This is a genomic window from Streptomyces sp. AMJ-169, from assembly GCF_055597585.1.
This window is the reverse complement of sequence record NZ_JBVLTJ010000009.1, coordinates 202,161-219,149: the sequence shown is the minus strand read 5'-3', so window position 1 is coordinate 219,149 and position 16,989 is coordinate 202,161. Positions and strand designations below refer to the sequence as shown.

Annotated in this window: 17 protein-coding genes; 9 read left to right on the top strand and 8 right to left on the bottom strand. The window is 71.3% G+C overall.

The genetic code is table 11. From position 1 onward, the window contains the following. The first annotated feature begins 8 nt into the window (after positions 1 to 8). Positions 9 to 1,586: an MDR family MFS transporter gene (locus tag ACYUD3_RS23290; protein ID WP_470972905.1), complete on the top strand. Its 1,578-nt coding sequence runs from the start codon at positions 9 to 11 to the stop codon at positions 1,584 to 1,586. 286 nt (positions 1,587 to 1,872) lie between these two features. Here the strand turns inward: ACYUD3_RS23290 and ACYUD3_RS23285 are convergent, their stop codons facing one another. Further along, a complete protein-coding gene (locus ACYUD3_RS23285; protein ID WP_470972903.1) occupies positions 1,873 to 2,802 on the bottom strand; it encodes an oxidoreductase in 930 nt (309 codons plus the stop codon). A 75-nt stretch (positions 2,803 to 2,877) separates the two neighbouring features. On the opposite strand from ACYUD3_RS23285, the gene ACYUD3_RS23280 reads away from it, so the two are divergent. Both ACYUD3_RS23280 and ACYUD3_RS23275 read left to right on the top strand, forming a co-directional pair. Beyond that, entirely contained in the window at positions 2,878 to 3,489 is a 612-nt protein-coding gene (locus tag ACYUD3_RS23280) for a TetR family transcriptional regulator (RefSeq protein ID WP_470972901.1), read from the top strand. A 153-nt stretch (positions 3,490 to 3,642) separates the two neighbouring features. Beyond that, positions 3,643 to 4,296: a hypothetical protein gene (locus ACYUD3_RS23275; RefSeq protein WP_470972899.1), complete on the top strand. Its 654-nt coding sequence runs from the start codon at positions 3,643 to 3,645 to the stop codon at positions 4,294 to 4,296. 7 nt (positions 4,297 to 4,303) lie between these two features. Here the strand turns inward: ACYUD3_RS23275 and uppS are convergent, their stop codons facing one another. The 4 genes from uppS to ACYUD3_RS23255 form a co-directional block, all read right to left on the bottom strand. Next, on the bottom strand, positions 4,304 to 5,935 hold the full coding sequence (gene uppS, locus ACYUD3_RS23270) for a polyprenyl diphosphate synthase (protein WP_470973241.1): 1,632 nt from the start codon (positions 5,933 to 5,935) through the stop codon (positions 4,304 to 4,306). 96 nt (positions 5,936 to 6,031) lie between these two features. Continuing rightward, the gene (locus ACYUD3_RS23265; protein ID WP_470972897.1) at positions 6,032 to 6,880 is read right to left on the bottom strand and encodes a serine hydrolase domain-containing protein; all 849 of its coding nucleotides are present in this window, start codon (positions 6,878 to 6,880) and stop codon (positions 6,032 to 6,034) included. Next, the gene (locus ACYUD3_RS23260; RefSeq protein ID WP_470972895.1) at positions 6,880 to 7,266 is read right to left on the bottom strand and encodes a thiol-disulfide oxidoreductase DCC family protein; all 387 of its coding nucleotides are present in this window, start codon (positions 7,264 to 7,266) and stop codon (positions 6,880 to 6,882) included. Before ACYUD3_RS23260 ends, ACYUD3_RS23265 begins: the two co-directional genes overlap by 1 nt. Further along, a complete protein-coding gene (locus ACYUD3_RS23255) occupies positions 7,263 to 7,742 on the bottom strand; it encodes a hypothetical protein (RefSeq protein ID WP_470972893.1) in 480 nt (159 codons plus the stop codon). The genes ACYUD3_RS23260 and ACYUD3_RS23255 overlap by 4 nt, the downstream gene beginning before the upstream one ends. Before the next feature lie 236 nt (positions 7,743 to 7,978). Here ACYUD3_RS23255 and ACYUD3_RS23250 point away from each other — a divergent pair, with 236 nt between their 5' ends. Then, a complete protein-coding gene (locus ACYUD3_RS23250; protein ID WP_470972891.1) occupies positions 7,979 to 8,542 on the top strand; it encodes a hypothetical protein in 564 nt (187 codons plus the stop codon). Between the two features lie 360 nt (positions 8,543 to 8,902). On the opposite strand, the gene ACYUD3_RS23245 is transcribed toward ACYUD3_RS23250, so the two are convergent. Beyond that, entirely contained in the window at positions 8,903 to 9,319 is a 417-nt protein-coding gene (locus tag ACYUD3_RS23245; protein WP_470972890.1) for a secondary thiamine-phosphate synthase enzyme YjbQ, read from the bottom strand. A 417-nt stretch (positions 9,320 to 9,736) separates the two neighbouring features. On the opposite strand from ACYUD3_RS23245, the gene ACYUD3_RS23240 reads away from it, so the two are divergent. From ACYUD3_RS23240 to ACYUD3_RS23225, 4 genes are all read left to right on the top strand, one after another. Next, positions 9,737 to 10,627, top strand: coding sequence for an ABC transporter permease (locus tag ACYUD3_RS23240; RefSeq protein ID WP_470972888.1), 891 nt, complete (start codon positions 9,737 to 9,739; stop codon positions 10,625 to 10,627). Next, a complete protein-coding gene (locus ACYUD3_RS23235) occupies positions 10,600 to 11,325 on the top strand; it encodes an ABC transporter ATP-binding protein (RefSeq protein ID WP_470972886.1) in 726 nt (241 codons plus the stop codon). Before ACYUD3_RS23240 ends, ACYUD3_RS23235 begins: the two co-directional genes overlap by 28 nt. A 35-nt stretch (positions 11,326 to 11,360) precedes the next feature. Further along, positions 11,361 to 12,377 (top strand): ABC transporter substrate-binding protein, encoded by a 1,017-nt coding sequence (locus tag ACYUD3_RS23230; RefSeq protein WP_470972884.1) that lies wholly within the window; start codon positions 11,361 to 11,363, stop codon positions 12,375 to 12,377. Positions 12,378 to 12,483: 106 nt separating this feature from the next. Next, positions 12,484 to 13,563 (top strand): NAD(P)-binding domain-containing protein, encoded by a 1,080-nt coding sequence (locus ACYUD3_RS23225; RefSeq protein WP_470972882.1) that lies wholly within the window; start codon positions 12,484 to 12,486, stop codon positions 13,561 to 13,563. A gap of 123 nt (positions 13,564 to 13,686) precedes the next feature. Here ACYUD3_RS23225 and mltG read toward each other — a convergent pair whose 3' ends face one another. Together mltG and ACYUD3_RS23215 are read right to left on the bottom strand one after the other, a co-directional pair. Next, positions 13,687 to 14,535: an endolytic transglycosylase MltG gene (gene mltG / locus ACYUD3_RS23220; RefSeq protein WP_470972880.1), complete on the bottom strand. Its 849-nt coding sequence runs from the start codon at positions 14,533 to 14,535 to the stop codon at positions 13,687 to 13,689. 92 nt (positions 14,536 to 14,627) lie between these two features. Further along, a complete protein-coding gene (locus tag ACYUD3_RS23215; RefSeq protein ID WP_470972878.1) occupies positions 14,628 to 16,430 on the bottom strand; it encodes an ABC transporter ATP-binding protein in 1,803 nt (600 codons plus the stop codon). Between the two features lie 85 nt (positions 16,431 to 16,515). Between ACYUD3_RS23215 and ACYUD3_RS23210 the strand changes: the two genes are divergently transcribed. Beyond that, positions 16,516 to 16,971, top strand: coding sequence for a MarR family winged helix-turn-helix transcriptional regulator (locus ACYUD3_RS23210; RefSeq protein ID WP_470972876.1), 456 nt, complete (start codon positions 16,516 to 16,518; stop codon positions 16,969 to 16,971). The last annotated feature ends 18 nt before the right edge of the window (positions 16,972 to 16,989 follow it).

Genomic DNA, 16,989 nt, shown 5'->3' with positions numbered 1-16,989 from the left:
AGCCTCCCTTGACCGACACCGCACCACCCGCCGAGGCGCCCGGGGAGCAGGACTCCCCGGCCCTTCCGGCACACTTCGGCCTGATCTTCGCCGGCCTGATGACCGCGATGCTGCTGTCCGCCCTGGACCAGACGATCGTCAGCACCGCCCTGCCGACGATCGTCGGCGAGCTGGACGGCGTACGGCACATGGCCTGGGTGACCACCGCGTACATCCTGGCCGCGACCATCGGGATGCCCGTCTACGGGCGGCTCGGCGACCTCATCGGGCGCAAGAACCTCTTCCTCGGCGCGATAGCGATCTTCATCGCGGGCTCGGCCACAGCCGGCGCCGCGCAGTCCATGACGCTGCTGATCGCGGGCCGCGCGGTACAGGGCCTGGGCGGCGGCGGGCTGATGATCATCTCGCAGGCGATCATCGCCGACCTCGTCCCGGCCCGGCGGCGCGCCCGCTACATGGCGCCGATCGGCGCGGTCTTCGGTCTCGCCTCGGTCGCGGGCCCGCTGCTCGGCGGCTGGTTCACCGACCACGCCGACTGGCGCTGGGCGTTCTGGATCAACCTGCCGCTCGGCGCGATCGCCCTCGGCGTGTGCGCCGTCGCCCTGAAGCTGCCCCGCAAGGCGCAGCGGCCGGTGATCGACTACGCCGGTATCGCCCTGATGTCCACCGCCGTGACCTGCACGGTCCTCTTCGCCAGCTGGGGCGGCACCGAGTACGGCTGGTCCGACCCGGTCATCCTCGGCCTCGCCGCCGGCGCCGTCGCCGCCTGGCTCGCGTTCTTCCTCGTCGAGGCACGCGTCCCGGAGCCGGTGCTCCCGCCGCGCATCTTCCGCAGCCGCATCTTCAACATCTCGACCCTGATCGGCATGATCGTGATCGGCGTCGGTATGTTCGCGATCGTCGGCTACATGCCGACGTATCTCCAGATGGTGTACGGCAAGAGCGCCACCGAGTCCGGTCTGCTGCTGCTCCCCATGGTGGTCGGCATCCTGGCGACGGCGATCCCCTCGGGCCAGTTCATCAGCAGGACCGGCCGCTACAAGGTGTGGCCCGTCGCCGGCACCGTCCTCGTCGGGCTGACGGCGGTGCTGATGTCGACGCTGGACACCAGCACCTCCATATACACGGTCTGCGGTTACTTCCTGCTGCTCGGCGCGGGCATCGGCATGATGATGCAGACCCTCGTCCTCGCGGTGCAGAACGACTTCCCCGGCTCGGACGTCGGTACGGCGACCTCGGCGAACAACTTCTTCCGGGAGATCGGCGCGACCCTGGGCACAGCCGGTGTGGGCGCGGTCTTCACCCACCGGCTGACGGACCAGCTGGCGGCGCGGGTCCCGGCGGGGGCCGCGCGGGAGGTGGGCCGCACGGACTCCCTGACGCCGGCCGCCGTGCACAGCCTGCCGCCGCAGCTGCGGGAGGCGGTCGTCCAGTCGTACCAGCACGCGCTGACGCCGGTCTTCCGCTACATGGTCCCGCTGTTCGCCGTCGGGCTGGTCCTGGCGGTGATCCTGCCGGAGAAGAGGCTGGCCGACGGGGAGGAGCCTTCGGTGAAGCCTTCGCCGGAGCCGGTGGTCGCGCGGTGAGGCGGCGGGGAGCGGGCCAGGCCGGGGCCGCGGCGCCGCCCACGCGAGCCGAGCCGCAACGCCCGCTCGGCCTGAGGCCGCGTCCGCCCGGCCTGCCCCCTAGGGCCTGTCCGGCGGATCTTGCTGGGGTCGCGGGCCCTGGCACGCGCATCTGCGGCGTTGTCGTCGGTTGCCGACGCTCCGCGTCGACGCCCTCCTCCGCCTTGCAGCTGCACGCACCAGACCCCGCTCGCGTGAGCTGGGCAGATACCGTCTATTTCCTCCAGCCTGATCCGCCGGACAGGCCCTAGACCACCGCCGGCAACGCGAAGCTCACCCCGGTCAGTTCCTCCGACAGCTCCCACAGCTGCCGCGCCGCCTCCGCGTCGGTCGCCCGCGCGGCGAGCCTCGTCAGCTTGGGGGCGCCGCGCAGCTCGCCGATGCCGTCCGGGCCGTAGAGCCCGCCGCCCCGCACCTCGGGCGCGGTGGCCGCGTACAGCTGGGGCAGGGCGCCCTGGTCCGGGGTCTGGGCGAGCGGCAGCAGGAGGCTGCCGAGGAGGAACTTGACGACGCCGGAGGTGGCGGCGGTCTGGAGGTTGGTGGAGGTGTAGCCGGGGTGCGCGAGCACGCTGCGGACGGGGCTGCCGGCGGCGGTGAGCCGGCGGTCGAGCTCCCAGCCGAACAAGGCGTTGGCCAGCTTGGACTGGTTGTAGTAACCCATGGGCGCGTAGCCGCGCGCGCCGGTGAGGTCGTCGAAGTGCAGCTTCGCCTGCCGGTGGTTGGCGGAGGTGACCGTCACGACCCGGGGGTCCTCGCCCTGCGCGAGCAGGTCGAGGAGGAGGCCGGTGAGGGCGAAGTGGCCGAGGTGGTTGGCGGCGAACTGGAGCTCCTGGCCCTGCGCGGTGAGCGTGCGGGGCGGTCCCATGACACCGGCGTTGTTGACGAGGACGTCGGGCCGTACGCCGTCGGCGCGCAGTTTCTCCGCGAAGGCGCGGACGGACTCCGGGACCGACAGGTCCAGCTCGCGCGCCTCTAACTCGGCGCCCGGCGCGGTGAGTTCGGCGATCGCGCGGCGGCCCTTCGCCTCGTCGCGCACGGCGAGGATCACCCGGGCGCCTTTGCGGACGAGTGCCCGGCAGGTCGCGAGGCCGAGTCCGCTGTTGGCCCCGGTGACGACGTACACCCGCCCGTCCTGGTCCGGTATCCGGTCGGCGGTCCAGTTCTTCTCACTCGTCATGCGGCTCACGATGCCCAAGGTGTCACCAAGTGTCAAGGCCGTCACCATGGAGCGAAAACGCCATGGGCGCCTACGATGGGAGGCATGACGTCCCGCCCCGCAGAGACCCTCGCCCAGCGCAAACGCCAGCTGGTCGCCGACGAGCTGACGCGGTCGGCGCTGACGCTGCTGGCCGGTGAGGGGTTCGACGCGGTCACGGTGGACCAGATCGCCGCCGCGGCCGGCGTGTCCAAGCGGACGTTCTTCCGCTACTTCGCGTCCAAGGAGGACGTCGTCGTCCAGTTCCTCGGCGGACTGGGCGCCTCGATGCGCGCGGAGCTGGCGGCCCGCCCCGCCGGGGAGAGCCCGTCGCAGGCGCTGCGGCACACCGTCTGGCGGTCCGTCGACACCTGCGCGGGACACACCGAACGCGCCCTGCCCGTCGTCCAGTTGATCCTGCGGACGCCCGCCCTGCTCGCCCGTTTCCTGGAGCGGCAGGAGCAGTGGGGCGACGCGCTGGCGGCCGAACTGGGCGCCCGGCTCGGCCTCGACCCGCGCACGGACCTGTACCCGGCCCTCGCGGCGGGGATGGCGCTCACGGCGTTCCGTACCGTGCTCCAGCGGTGGAGCGACAGCGACGGCGCCGAGGACCCGGCCGCGCTGACCGCCGCCGCGTTCGCCGTCCTGGCCCCGGCCCTCGACAACTGACGGCCCCTGAAAGGCCGTTCACCGTCAGGGCGACCCCTCACCGGATCCTACTTTCGGGTGGTTTGACCGCCACGTCGTCCGCCGACCGCCCCTGCGGGGACCGATGATCCGCTGCGGGCCGCACGCTGCGGCCCCGAAAGGACAGATACGGATATGGACACACCACGGCGTTCGATCCTGGGGGCGGCCATGGCGGCCCCGTTGCTGGCGCAGTTCACCGGGGCGCCGTCGGCCGCCGCCGCGGACGACTCGCTGGGCACGGTCTCCAACGGCTGGCTGGAGGTCCGCTGGACGGCGGAGGGGCAGGCGCTCCTCGACCGGTTCCAGGCGACCGTCGAGGCGGTGGCCCCGGCCCAGTTGCTGAAGGACGCCCAGGGCACGGGGGTGCGGTTCCCGCTGGCGACCGGGCAGGGCGACCCGTCGCTGCCGAACCCGCCGAAGGCCCACGGCAACGGGCGGCTGGACGGCGCCATTCAGGTCCGTACGCCCGAAGGGACCCTGAAAGTCGCGGAGTTGCAGGGGCTGCTCCAGGAGGGGGTGGCGTCGGGGACGTGCAAGGTCAACGGCGTCGACGTGGGCCACCGCGCGATGGCCCGGCCGAATCTGGACAAAGGCCTGCTCCAGGCCGAGAACGTGCCGCTGGGCAAGCCGATGAAACTCCGGGTCGCCGAGGTGCCGCTCCGGCCCTCGCAGGAGCTGGTGGACACGTTCGCCGGCACCTTCGGCGCGGACGCGAAGTTCACGACGGAGACGGTGCTGGCGCACGCGACCGCGGAGGGGGTGTACACGCCGCCGAAGAAGAAGTGAGCGGTTCTCAGGCGGGGTTGGTCCGCTGAAGCGGCGGAGCCTGGAGAGGCGGGGCCTGGAAGGGCGACTCTTGGTGAGCCGGCTCTTGGATCGGGAGCCGCCCGCCGAACCGGCGTTCACGGCTCCCGTACGCCGTGACGGCGCCGCGCAGCCGGGCCAGGTCGTACTCCGGCCAGGAGGCCGGATCGAAGACCAGCTCGGCGTAAGAGAGCTGCCAGGGAAGGAAGTTGCTGATCCGCTGCTCCCCGGAGGTGCGGATCAGCAGGTCCACGTCGGGGAGTTCGGGGACGTACAGATGGCGGGCGAGGTCGGCCGTCCGGATGTCCTCGGGCCGGATGGTCCCGGCCACCGCTTCGGCGGCCAACGCCCGTGCCGCGAAGGCGAGTTCCTCGCGGCCGCCGTAGTCGACGCAGAGGTTGAGCATGAGGCGGTCGTTGCCCGACGTCATGTTCTCCACGAGCGCGATCGAGGACGCCAGCGAGGCGTCGAGCCGGTCGCGCCGCCCGCACCAGCGCACCTGCACCCCGAGCCCGTGCAGCCACTGCACCCCCCAGGACAGCCCGTCGGCGAGGACGTCGAAGAGCGCGGCCGTCTCCTCCTTCGAGCGGTTCCAGTTCTCGGTGGAGAACGCGTACACGCTCAGGTGCCGGATCCCCAGCCGCAGCGCGGAGTTGACCAGCCGCATCGCCGCCCGCCACCCCGCGTAGTGCCCCTCGTACGCGGACACCCCGCGCGCCTGCGCCCAGCGCCGGTTGCCGTCCATGATGACGGCGACATGTCTGGGCGGGGCCCCCGGCACCGGCGGGCGGGGCCGGACGGCGCCGTCCAGGGTGAGCGGTTCGACGCCGTCCGCCAGCACCCGCGAACGCAGCAAAGCCGCCTCGTCGTAGTGCAGTTGGGCCCCGAGCAGCAGGGTGTGCAGGAACGGCCGGTACACCTCACCCACCGACCAGGTCGCGGGGACGGCCTCGTCCAACAGCTCTTTCCAGTGGGCGAGTTGGAGGTCGACGAACGCGTCGCGGGCCTGCGTCGCACCGCCGCCGGACAGCACCTCGCCGGCCGTCAGTCCGCAGCGCCGCAGATCCTCTCTGGGCCAGTAGAACCTCCCCTGCGCGAGGTCGGCCGGCAGGTCCTCGAACAGGTCGGCGGTCTTGCACGCCTCGAACAGCGCGGAGATCGGACGCAGTTCGCCGCGGGCCTGGAGCAGCGGGGCCCACAACTCGCCCACGGCACCGGTGATTCCGCGCAGAAAGCGCCGCTGGCCGGCGAGCGTCGCGAACTCCGGGGGCGCCGCGCAGTCGGCGGCGACGGCGTCCAAGTGCTCCTCGATCAAGGCCAGTTGGAGACCCCACCGGCAGACGGTGTCCACGAACGCCCGCCGCAGGGGATGTGCACTGCACCCCTCCCGCACCTCGGCGAGCGTGTCGCCCCGCCACCGCGCCAGCCGCTCCACCCGCCCGTCCGGCGGCCCTTCGTCGGCGATCCGGTCCGTCTCCACCGTCCACCCGTGGATCGCGTGCAGGAACGGCCGTACAGGTGTGGGCAGTACGTTGCTGGCCGCCCACAACGTCGGCAGTTTCCGCCGGACTTGGGCTTCGCACAACTCGTACGAGTCCCTGACCTCGGCCTCTTCATCCATCACGCGCCGACCTCCCCTTCGACGACCGCCACCGACGGCGGCCTCTCGGGACCCTTAACGACCTACCGACACGCCGATCACGCGCCGGGGCGGCCGTCATCCCTCAGCGCCTTTCCCCGCCTCCCTAAGGATCTCGATCCCTCTCCGATCGGTCTCCTCAGGCGTCCCGTTGAGGCGATGGACCAGTACCCACCGGCCGTCGTCCATCGCCCCCGCGAAGAGGGAGTCATGGCGTGTCGCCCCGTTGTGCCAGAGCAGCGGGCCGGCCGTCTGCCAGCTCGGGGCGGGGGTGCCGAGTCTGCGTTCCACCAGGAGCCGCACCAGCAGGTCGGCCGCCGCGCGCGGGGTGGCCCACAGGCCTCCGGCCGGGAGGATCGCGCCGTCCATCGTCCACGGCCTGCGGGGACGGCCGAACAGACCGGGCGCCGGCAGCCGCCGGGCGGGATCGGGGGCCGCGGTCACCTCGGTGACGTCCAAGGGGCGCAGGACGTGTTCGGCGACCAGTTCCTCGTACGTCGTCCCGGCCGCTGCGGTCAGTGCCGCTCCGAGCAGCGCGTAGCCGAGGTTGGAGTACTCCTCCTCGCCGGGCGGCCGGGTGGCGAGGGTGTCGAGCCGGGGCAGCAGCCTGTCCAGCGCGGGGCGGTCGAACGCGGCGTACGGGTCCCGCCGGGGCAGCCGGCCCGGGGGCAGCCGGGGGAGGCCGGAGGTGTGCCGCGCCAGGTGCAGGAGGGTGATGCCGGTGCCGGGCGCCGCGGGCAGCCACCGTTCGACGGGGTCGTCGAGGGCCAGCACGCCGCAAGCCGCCATACGGGTCAGGGCCGTGCCGGTGAGGACCTTGGTGAACGAACCGATCTGGACGAAGCGGTCGACGGCGTGACCGCCGCCGAGGAGCGGCGGGGCGGCGGAGCTCAGGGCGCAGGTGAGGACGGGGCGCACGGCGGGCATCACACGCCCCGCTGCGGCACCGCGCACGCCGGTGTGCCGCCGGGCAGACGGTGACGGTTGCCTGACACCCCGCGGTAGACCGCGCGGGCGCAGGCGCGGACGCCCGGGAGCCGGAGCACCGCCGCGAGCGTGCGCCAGACGGACGACGGCGAGGTCGCCACGTAACGCGCCAGCGCGTCCGCCCCGCCCGCCAGAACCGTGCCGCCGCACAGCAGCAGGACCTCGCGGTGCAGCCGCTCAAGGTACGGCGCCGTCACGTCGGCGGACAGGAACTGCCATGGCACCGCTTCGAGTTGGGGGGAGGCCAGGGCGCGGATGCGGTCCACGGCTGTCTGGCAGAAGCCGCAGTCGCCGTCGTAGGCGAGGACAGGAACTGGGCCGGTCATCGGTCCTCCGTCCAGCGCTGCAACAGGGCCTCGCGTTCGGCCGGGCGCAGGGGGCGCGACCGGGAGGAGCTCATCAGCCAGTCGGTGAGCTTGGCGGGAGACGCTTTCTGTCGGACGAAGTGTCCGAGAAGGAGTTGCGACAGCTCCGCCTCACGGACGGTGTACGCGGATGCGGCGGCCGAATGGACGGGGATCTCGAAGCTCACCCCGTCCGCGGTCTCCACTCGGACGGTCATCTCGGTCGGGCTCTGCGGGCCGAGGACGACTTCGAAGAACCTGAGGAACGACCGGCCCGTGGTGGTACTCGCGGGAATGCCCTCGACCGTCACCGCGGTGACATCCTGCCAGGGCCAGGAGCCGGCCTGCGGGCCGACTGCCGTGAGTCCGCCGACGTCGAGGCTGACAGCCGAGGGGGTCGTACTGGGCGGGGCACCCAGATAAACGGTCTCGGGGGTGATCCAGAAGAGGCCCGCCATGGCCCCACCCCACCGCCGGACAAAGGGGTGCTGCGCTGTCATCACGTCCTCTTCCCTGTGGTCGGGTCGCATTCTCTGTCAGGGGCGCGGGCACAGCGTCCTCTTTTGGCCAGAGGTCGCGGGCTGTGGTCGTCGGCCTGGGATGAAGGGGGCCGGCTCGGCCGTAAGGAGTGCGGCTCGGGTTCGGTACCGTAAGTGATGTTTTGCCAGGCGGCCACCCCGAAACGGAACCCTCCATGCTCGCGCGACGCGTCACCGACCTCCTCGAACCCCGGACCTGGATCGTCCTGAGCACCCTCGTCATCGGCTGGCACAGCGACCGCCTGGCCGGCGTCGCGTGGGGCGTCTTCGCCGCGCTGTTCTGCGCGGTCCTCCCGATGGTGTTCATCAAGCGGGGCGTACGGAAGGGCAAGTACACCGACCGCCACGTCGGCTCCCGCAAGCAGCGTTTCGTCGTGCTGCCGCTGATCCTGCTGTCCGTCGCCGCCGGCCTCGGCGTGATGGCCGCGGGCGGGGCGCCCCGGGAGACGGTCGCGCTGGTCGTCACCATGCTGGTGACTCTGATCGCCCTCATCGCGATCACTTTCGTCTGGAAGATCAGCGTCCATCAGGCGGTCTCCGCCGGCAGCGTCACCATGATCACGGTGGCGTACGGTCCGTGGGCACTCCTCGGCTTCGCCCTGGTCGCACTCGTGGGCTGGTCCCGCATCCGGCTGCGCGACCATACTCCGGCCCAGGTGGTTGCCGGGACCGTACTCGGCACGCTGCTGGCCGCCGCCGTGTTCATGCCGCTGCGCTGACCGGGAACTCAAGCCAGGGAAGTCCTCACACGGGACGCCACTCTCGGTCAAGGATCGCGTGGACCACTGAGTCCCGCCACCTCCCGGCTTTCAGTACGTGCTCCCGAATGACACCCGCCTCAACCATGCCGGCCATGGTCTTCGCGAAAGCCGCGTTGAGAGGAGACCGCGCTCCCCAGACGCGGTGGAGACCCAGGTCACCGAAACCGACGCCGAGCAGCAGCCGTACGGTCTCCACCCCGTACCCCATGCCCCACTTGTCCGGGCGCAGGGCAAGGCGGGCGCTGGAACGAGCGGCCGGGTGCATGTCCTCGGACGTTACCGGCCGGCCAAGAGGTCCCGTTGCCCGCGCCCAGAACCTCACCCCAGAAAACTCAGCCGAACCTGCCGGTCCGCGTTGTCCCTGTTCGTGTCCACCAGGCACACCGACTGCCAAGTCCCCAGCTCCAGCCGCCCCCCGATCACCGGCAGAGTCGCATGCGGAGGCACGATCGCCGGGAGGACGTGGTCTCGGCCGTGCCCCGGGGAGCCATGGCGGTGCTGCCAGCGGTCGTCGGCGGGGAGGAGGGTGCGGAGGGCCGCGAGGAGGTCGTCGTCGCTGCCCGCGCCGGTCTCGATGATCGCGACGCCCGCGGTGGCGTGCGGGACGAAGACGTTCAGGAGGCCGTCGCGCCCCTGGGTCACCTCGCGGAGGAACGCCTCACACTCCCGGGTGAGATCGACGACCCGCTCACGGGATCCGGAGGTGATGTGCAGGACACGGGTGCTGAAGGACATGCCCCCATTCTCCGACGACTCCCTGACGTCCCCGACACACCCCGACGCACCCCGGCCCGCCCCCTCCCGATACGACCTCCCCATACGACCTCCCGACGCAACGGCCCATCCCCCCCTCCCCGTACGACCTCCCCACGCGCCGGTCCGCCCCGATCTCCCCACCCCGTCCACTCCGCAAGACACCCATTGACCCACCCCCACCAACTAGCTACCTTCAGCGCCATGTTGCGTTCAGCCCTGCTCACCACGCGCGGTCACATCGACCTGCTGCGGGTGGCCTCCGCCGCGTGTCGCCGCGGCTGCTGACAACTTCGTACGCCCCACCCCGCACGTCCGCTTCCCCACGCACCGCCATGTCATGACCCACCTCTGACATGACGGCGCCCCGGCGCATCCCCCACCGCCCGTGGAGCCCACATGAGCATCAGCCATGCCCCACCCCCGCACACCCCACCCGAGTCTGACATATCCGCAATATCGGATGATCACGCCGAACCCGACCTCCAGGACCTCCAGCACCTCCACCCCCACACCTCCCCCCACCCCCGCATCCCCCGCTGGCTACGCCGCACCACCGGCCCCCTGCTCCTGCTCGCCCTATGGCAACTCCTCAGCACCACAGGCCTGTTGACAGCAGACACCCTCGCCTCACCGGAACGCATCGGACAGGTCGCCTGGGACCTGATCGCGGACGGCTCGCTGACGTCGGCAATGGGTACGTCGCTTCGGCGAGTAGCCCTAGGCCTGCTGTTCGGAACGCTCATCGGAACCGGACTCGCCCTGTTCTCAGGGCTGTTCAGGGTCGGCGAGGACCTGGTGGACGCGCCGGTGCAGATGCTGCGGACGGTGCCGTTCGTGGGCCTGATCCCGCTGTTCATCATCTGGTTCGGCATCGGCGAGACCCCGAAGGTCGCGATCATCACCCTCGGCGTGACGTTCCCGCTCTATCTGAACGTGTACGCGGGAATCCGGGGCGTCGACTCCCAACTCATCGAAGCGGGCGAGTCGTTGGGGCTGTCGCGGCGGGGACTGGTACGGCATGTCGTGCTGCCGGGAGCGCTGCCCGGCGCGCTGACGGGGCTGCGGTACTCGCTCGGCGTCTCCTGGCTGGCGCTGGTCTTCGCGGAGCAGGTCAACGCGGACTCGGGGATCGGGTTCCTGATGGTGCAGGCGCGGGACTTCCTGCGCACGGACGTCATCGTGGTCTGCCTCATCGTGTACGCCTTCCTCGGCCTGCTGGCCGACTTCGTCGTCCGTTCCCTCGAAAGGCTGCTGCTGCAATGGCGACCGACGTTCACCGGCCGGTGACCGCACAGGCGGTCCGCGTCGCGGGGCTGACCCGCTCCTTCGACGGCCGCGCCGTCCTCGACGACCTTCAACTCGACGTCCGTCCAGGGGAGTTCGTGGCTCTCCTGGGCCGCAGCGGCTGCGGCAAGTCGACCCTGCTGCGCATCCTCGCCGGGCTCGACCGCGACATCGAGGGGACCGTACTCGTACCGCGCCGCAAGGCCGTCGCGTTCCAGGCGCCCCGGCTGATGCCGTGGAAGAAGGTGTGGCGCAACGTCCTGCTGGGACTGCCCGGGAAGCCCGAACGGGCCGTCGCCGACAGGGCACTTGAGGAGGTCGGGCTCGGTCATCGCGCCGACGCCTGGCCCAAGACCCTCTCCGGCGGCGAGGCCCAACGTGCCTCTCTGGCACGGGCGTTGGTCCGTGAGCCCGATCTCCTGCTGCTGGACGAGCCGTTCGGCGCCCTCGACGCGCTCACCCGGATCAACGCCCAGCGTCTGGTAGGGGAGTTGTGGCGGCGGCGCGGCTGCGCGGTGCTGCTCGTCACGCATGACGTCGAGGAGGCCGTACTCCTCGCCGACCGGGTGCTGGTGATGGACGACGGTGTCATCGCGCACGAGCAGCACATCGGCCTCGACCGGCCGCGCGATGTCACCGACCCGAGGTTCGCGGAACTGCGCGCGCAGCTGCTCGCCCGGCTCGGCGTCGACGCCCACTGAATCCCCCACAACCGCCCCTCGGACAGGACCACTTGATGCGACGCCGCCGCGCCCTCACCGCCGCTCTCCTCCCTCTCGCCCTCCTCCTCACCGCCTGCGGCGGCGCCTCCTCCGCCGCCACCGGTACCGACGGCTCCGGGTCCCTCACGCTCAACGTCGGTGACCAGAAAGGGGGTTCGGAAGCGGTGCTGCGTGCCGCCGGGGAGTTGAAGGATCTCGGCTACCGGATCAAGTGGTCCACCTTCACCTCCGGCCCGCCGCTGCTGGAGGCCGTCAACGCGAAGGCCGTCGACATCGGCGCCGTCGGCAACACCCCGCCGGTCTTCGCGGCGGGCGCGGGCTCGAAGATCACGGTGGTGGCCGCGTGGCACGGCTCCTCCGAGGGGGAGGCCGTCCTCGTACCGAACGGCTCCAAGCTGACGAGGACGGCCGAGCTGAGGGGCAAGTCGATCGCCGTCGCCCAAGGTTCCTCCGCGCACTACCAGTTGATCGCCTCGCTGGAGGCCGCCGGGCTCGGCCCCGCCGACGTGCAGATCAAATATCTCCAACCGGCCGACGCGCTCGCGGCGTTCACCTCCGGCAAGGTCGACGCGTGGGCCGTCTGGGACCCGTACACCTCGCAGGTTCTGGAGGCCAGACAGGGGCGCGTCCTCACCACCGGTCAGGGTGTCGTCAACGGGCTCAGCTTCCAGGTCGCCGCCCCCAGCGCGCTCCAGGACACCAAAAAGGCCGCCGCGATCAAGGACTTCCTCGCCCGGCTGCGGCGCGCGCAGGACTGGGTGCACGGGCATCAGGCCGAGTGGGCGAAGGTCTGGGCGAAGGACACGGGGCTGCCGTACGACGTCGCGCTCGCCTCGGTGAAACGTACCCACTCCTCACGCGTCGCGGTCGCCGTCGATCAGCCGCTGATCGACTCCGAGCAGAAGATCGCCGATACGTTCACCGCGCTGAAGCTGATCCCGAAGAAGGTGGACTTCTCGGCGTTCGTGGATGAGCGGTTCAATGGGGGGTTGCCCGTTTCTACGACTCCTGCGCGGGGCTCGGGGGTCTGAAGCGGGGGCGGGTTCCTGGAGCGAGGCCGCCGAGGCGAGCCGGCTCCCCGTCACCCGGCTCCCCAGCCCGCGGAAGATCCCGGCCCCCTCCCCTGTTAGTAGAACCATGAACAACGCGCACGAGGTCGACGTGATCGTCATAGGCGCAGGTCAGGCCGGTCTGTCCAGCGCCTACCACCTGCGCCGCACCGGCCTCGTACCGGACCGCGACTTCGTCACCCTCGACCACTCCCCCGCCCCCGGCGGCGCCTGGCAGTTCCGGTGGCCGTCGCTGACGTACGGCAAGGTGCACGGGATGCACGCGCTGCCGGGCATGGAACTGACCGGCGCCGATCCCGCGCGGCCGTCGTCCGAGGTGATCGGCGCGTACTTCGCGCGCTACGAGGAGGCCTTCGACCTGCGGGTACGGCGTCCTGTGGACGTCCGCGCGGTCCGCGAGGGCGGGGGCGGGCGGCTGCTGGTCGAGACGTCGGCCGGTGACTGGTCGGCGCGGGCCCTGATCAGCGCGACCGGCACCTGGGACCGGCCGTTCTGGCCGCGCTACCCCGGGCAGGAGACGTTCCTGGGGCGGCAGTTGCACACCGCGCGGTATCCGGGGCCGGAAGCGTTCGCCGGGCAGCGGGTCGTCGTCGTGGGCGGGGGCGCCTCCGGCACCCAGCACCTCCTCGAACTCGCCCCGCACGCCGCCTCCACCACCTGGGTCACCCGCCGCCCGCCGGTCTTCCGCGAGGGGCCGTTCGGCGAGGAACAGGGGCGCGCGGCCGTCGCGCTGGTGGAGGAGCGGGTCCGTGCGGGGCTGCCGCCGAGGAGCGTGGTGTCGGTGACGGGGCTGCCCCTGAACGACGCGATCCGCGCGGGGCTCGCGAACGGGGTCCTCGACCGCCGGCCGATGTTCACCCGGCTCACCCCGACCGGCGTCGCCTGGTCCGACGGCGGCGAGGTGGCGGCGGACGTCATCCTCTGGGCCACCGGTTTCCGCCCCGCGACCGCCCACCTCACCCCGCTCGCCCTGCGCGAACCCGGCGGCGGCATCCGCCTCACCGGCACCCGCGCGACCAAGGACCCCCGCGTCCACCTGGTCGGCTACGGCCCGTCGGCCAGCACGATCGGCGCGAACCGGGCGGGGCGGGCGGCGGTACGGGAGATCGGGCGGCTGCTGGATTCGGGGGTGGGGGTGGCGGCCTGATGTGCGGGGGGGGCGGCTTGACGTCCCGGGCCGTACCCGACGGTCGCTCTACGTCTGGGCCGGCGCCGCTCTGTCGTACGTACGCCAAGGCGGCGCCCCCGAAAGGCGCCGCCTTCCCTGTCCTCAGCTCGCCTTGGGCTTCGGCTTCTGCTGCTGGAAGTGGTTGAACTCGGCCACATTCCGCTGATGTTCCTGATAGTTCGCGGTGAAGCGCGTGTCCCCGGGCTTGACGGTGACGAAGTAGAGCCAGTCGCCGGGGGTCGGGCTGATCGCGGCGCGCATCGCTTCCTCGCCGGGGTTGTCGATGGGGGTCGGCGGCAGACCCATGCGCTGGTACGAGTTGTAGGGGCTGTCGATCTTCGTGTCGGACTCCGAGGTGTTCAGCGTCGAGCGGTTCAGCGCGTAGTTGATGGTGGAGTCCATCTGGAGGGGCATCCCGCGCTCCAGGCGGTTGAAGACGACGCGGGCGACCTTCCCCATGTCCGCCTTGGTCGCGGCCTCGGCCTGGATGATGCTGGCGATGGTGACCGCCTGGTAGACGTTCATGGCGTTGCGCTGGGCGCCGGCCGCGACGGGGGCGCCGTTGAACTTCTTGTTGGCGGTCTCGACCATGAAGGTCAGCAGGGACTGCGGGGTGGTCTTGTCGGGCAAGGGGTACGTCGCCGGGAACAGATACCCCTCCGGGTTGCCCTCGGCGTCCCCCGGGAGCTTGAGGCCCACCTGGGGGAGCGTCTTCTTCGTCGTACCGGGCGGCAGCGCCAGCGCTTTGTCGACGGCGTCGTAGATCTGGCCGGAGCGCCAGCCCTCGGGGATGGTCAGCACCTTCGGCTTGGCCGGTTCGGCGGCCCGCTCGACGTGCAGCAGCGGTACCGCCACCGCGACACCGGCCGCGACGGCTCCGGTGGCGATGAGGACGATACGGCCGCGGCGCGTCAGTCGGATCGCGCTCCGGGGCGGAGTGTTCATCTGCATGCGGGGACGGTAACCCGCATATCACGACAAACCCGGCATATATTCATCTTGTCCGACCAAACCCCTCCGATCGGCGTCGCCAAAACCCCGGCTCACGACACCGCCGCCGCCACGTCCCTGCGCACCAGCCCCGCGTACTTCCCCTCCCGCGCGAGCAGTTCCTCATGGGTGCCCCGCTCCGCGATCCGCCCCTCGTCGAGGACGACGATCTGGTCGGCGCCCCGGACCGTGGACAGCCGGTGGGCGATCGTCAGCGTCGTGCGGTTCGCCGACAGCGCGTCGATCGCGTCCTGCACGGCCTGTTCGGTGCGGGTGTCCAGCGCGCTGGTCGCCTCGTCGAGGACGAGGACCGGCGGGTCGCGCAGGATCGTGCGCGCGATGGCGAGCCGCTGTTTCTCGCCGCCGGAGAAGCGGTGGCCGCGTTCGCCGACGACCGTGTCGTAACCGGCGGGCAGGGCGGCGATGTGGTCGTGGATCTGCGCCGCGCGGGTGGCCGCGTACAGCTCCTCGTCGGTCGCGTCGGGCTTGGCGAAGCGGAGGTTCTCGGCGACCGTCGCGTGGAAGAGGTACGTCTCCTGGGAGACGACGCCGACCGCGCGGGCGAGGGTGTCGAAGTCGAGGTCGCGGACGTCGACCCCGTCGAGCGTGACCCGGCCGCCCGTCACGTCGTAGAGCCGGGGCACGAGATGGCCGAGCGTGGACTTGCCCGCGCCGGTCGGGCCCACGACGGCGAGGCTGCGGCCGGCCGGGACGGTGACGTCGATGCCGTCGAGGACGGGGCGGCCCTCCGCGTCGTAGCGGAACTCGACGTCCTCGAAGCGGAGTTCGCCCTTGATGTGGTCCAGGTGGACGGGGTCGGCGCGTTCGGTGATGTCGACGGGGAGGTCCAGGTACTCGAAGATGCGCTGGAAGAGCGCGAGGGAGGTCTGGATCTGGACGCCGGTCGACAGCAGGCCGACGGCCGGGCGGAAGAGGCCCTGCTGGAGGGAGACGAAGGCGACGATCGTACCGATCGAGACGTCGGGGCCGCCGAACTGGAGGGCGAGGCCGGCCGCCCAGTAGATGACGGCGGGCATCGCCGACATGACGATGCCGATCACGGCCATCCGCCAGCGGCCCGCCATGTTGGAGCGGACCTCCAGGTCGACCAGCCGCTCGGACTCGTCGGCGAACGCGCCGGTCAGGGAGTCGGCCCGGCCCATCGTGCGCCCCAGCAGGATGCCGCTGACCGACAGGGACTCCGTCACCGTCGCGGACATGGCGGCCATCTGCTTCTGCCGCTCGGTGGTGATCTTCTTGCGCTCGTTGCCGACGCGGCGGCTGATCCAGACGAAGAGCGGCAGCAGGAGCAGCGAGACGAGCGTGAGCCGCCAGTCGAGGGCGACCATGGCGATGACCGTGGCGACCACGCTGGTGAAGTTGGAGACCAGGGAGGTCGCGGTCGACGTGACCGTGGCCTGCATGCCCCCGATGTCGTTCGCTATCCGGGACTGGACCTCTCCCGTGCGCGTGCGCGTGAAGAACGCCAGGGACATCCGCTGGAGGCGGCCGTAGACGGCGGTGCGCAGATCGTGCATGACGCGCTGGCCGACCGTCGTGGAGATCAGGGTCTGGAGGACGCCGAAGACGCCGCCGAGGACGGCGCTGACGATCATGCCGAGCGCGAGGAGGCTCAGCAGACCCGTACGCCCCTGGGGGATCGCTACATCGAGCGTCTCCTTCAGCAGGAACGGCGTGGCCACCGAGACCAGGGAGGCGGCGCCGACGAGGAGGCCGACGACGGCGAGCCGGCCGCGGTAGGGGCGGAAGAGGGCGAGGATGCGGCGGACCTGGTGCGGCTGCTGTTCGGCGTCGACCGACGGGGTCCAGGTCTGTTTCTCTCGGTCGGGGTGCATGGGCTCCTTCGAGGGGCTCGGCTTTCAGGACGTGGTTCATTGTTACCTATACTCACAATGAACCGCATCCTGTTATTGTTCCCGCATGGTCACCCCCGATTCCGACAGCTTGCTCGCCGAACAGCTGCTGCGGTTCACGCGCCGTGTGCACCGCATCCAGAAACGGCACATCGAGCGGCGCGGACTCGACGTCACCCCGGCCCAGTCCCGGCTGCTGCGCTCCCTCTCGCACTGCCAGTCCCCGCCCCGCATGGCCGACCTCGCCGTCCGCCTCGAAGTCGTCCCCCGCGCGATCACCACCCTCGTCGACGGCCTCGAAGCGGCCGGAAAAGTCCGCCGCGTGCCCGATCCCGCCAACCGGCGGGTGATCCGGATCGAGATGACCGACGACGGCCGCAAGGCGCTGCGCGAGCTGCGGGAGGCACGGCGGTCGGCGGCGGAGGAGATCCTGGCCCCGCTGCGGGGGGATCAGCGGGAGGCGTTGGGGGCGCTGCTGGAGACGCTGATCGACGGGACGCCTTGGGCGGGGCCGCACTGCTGAATCGACTCTGCGCGGGCC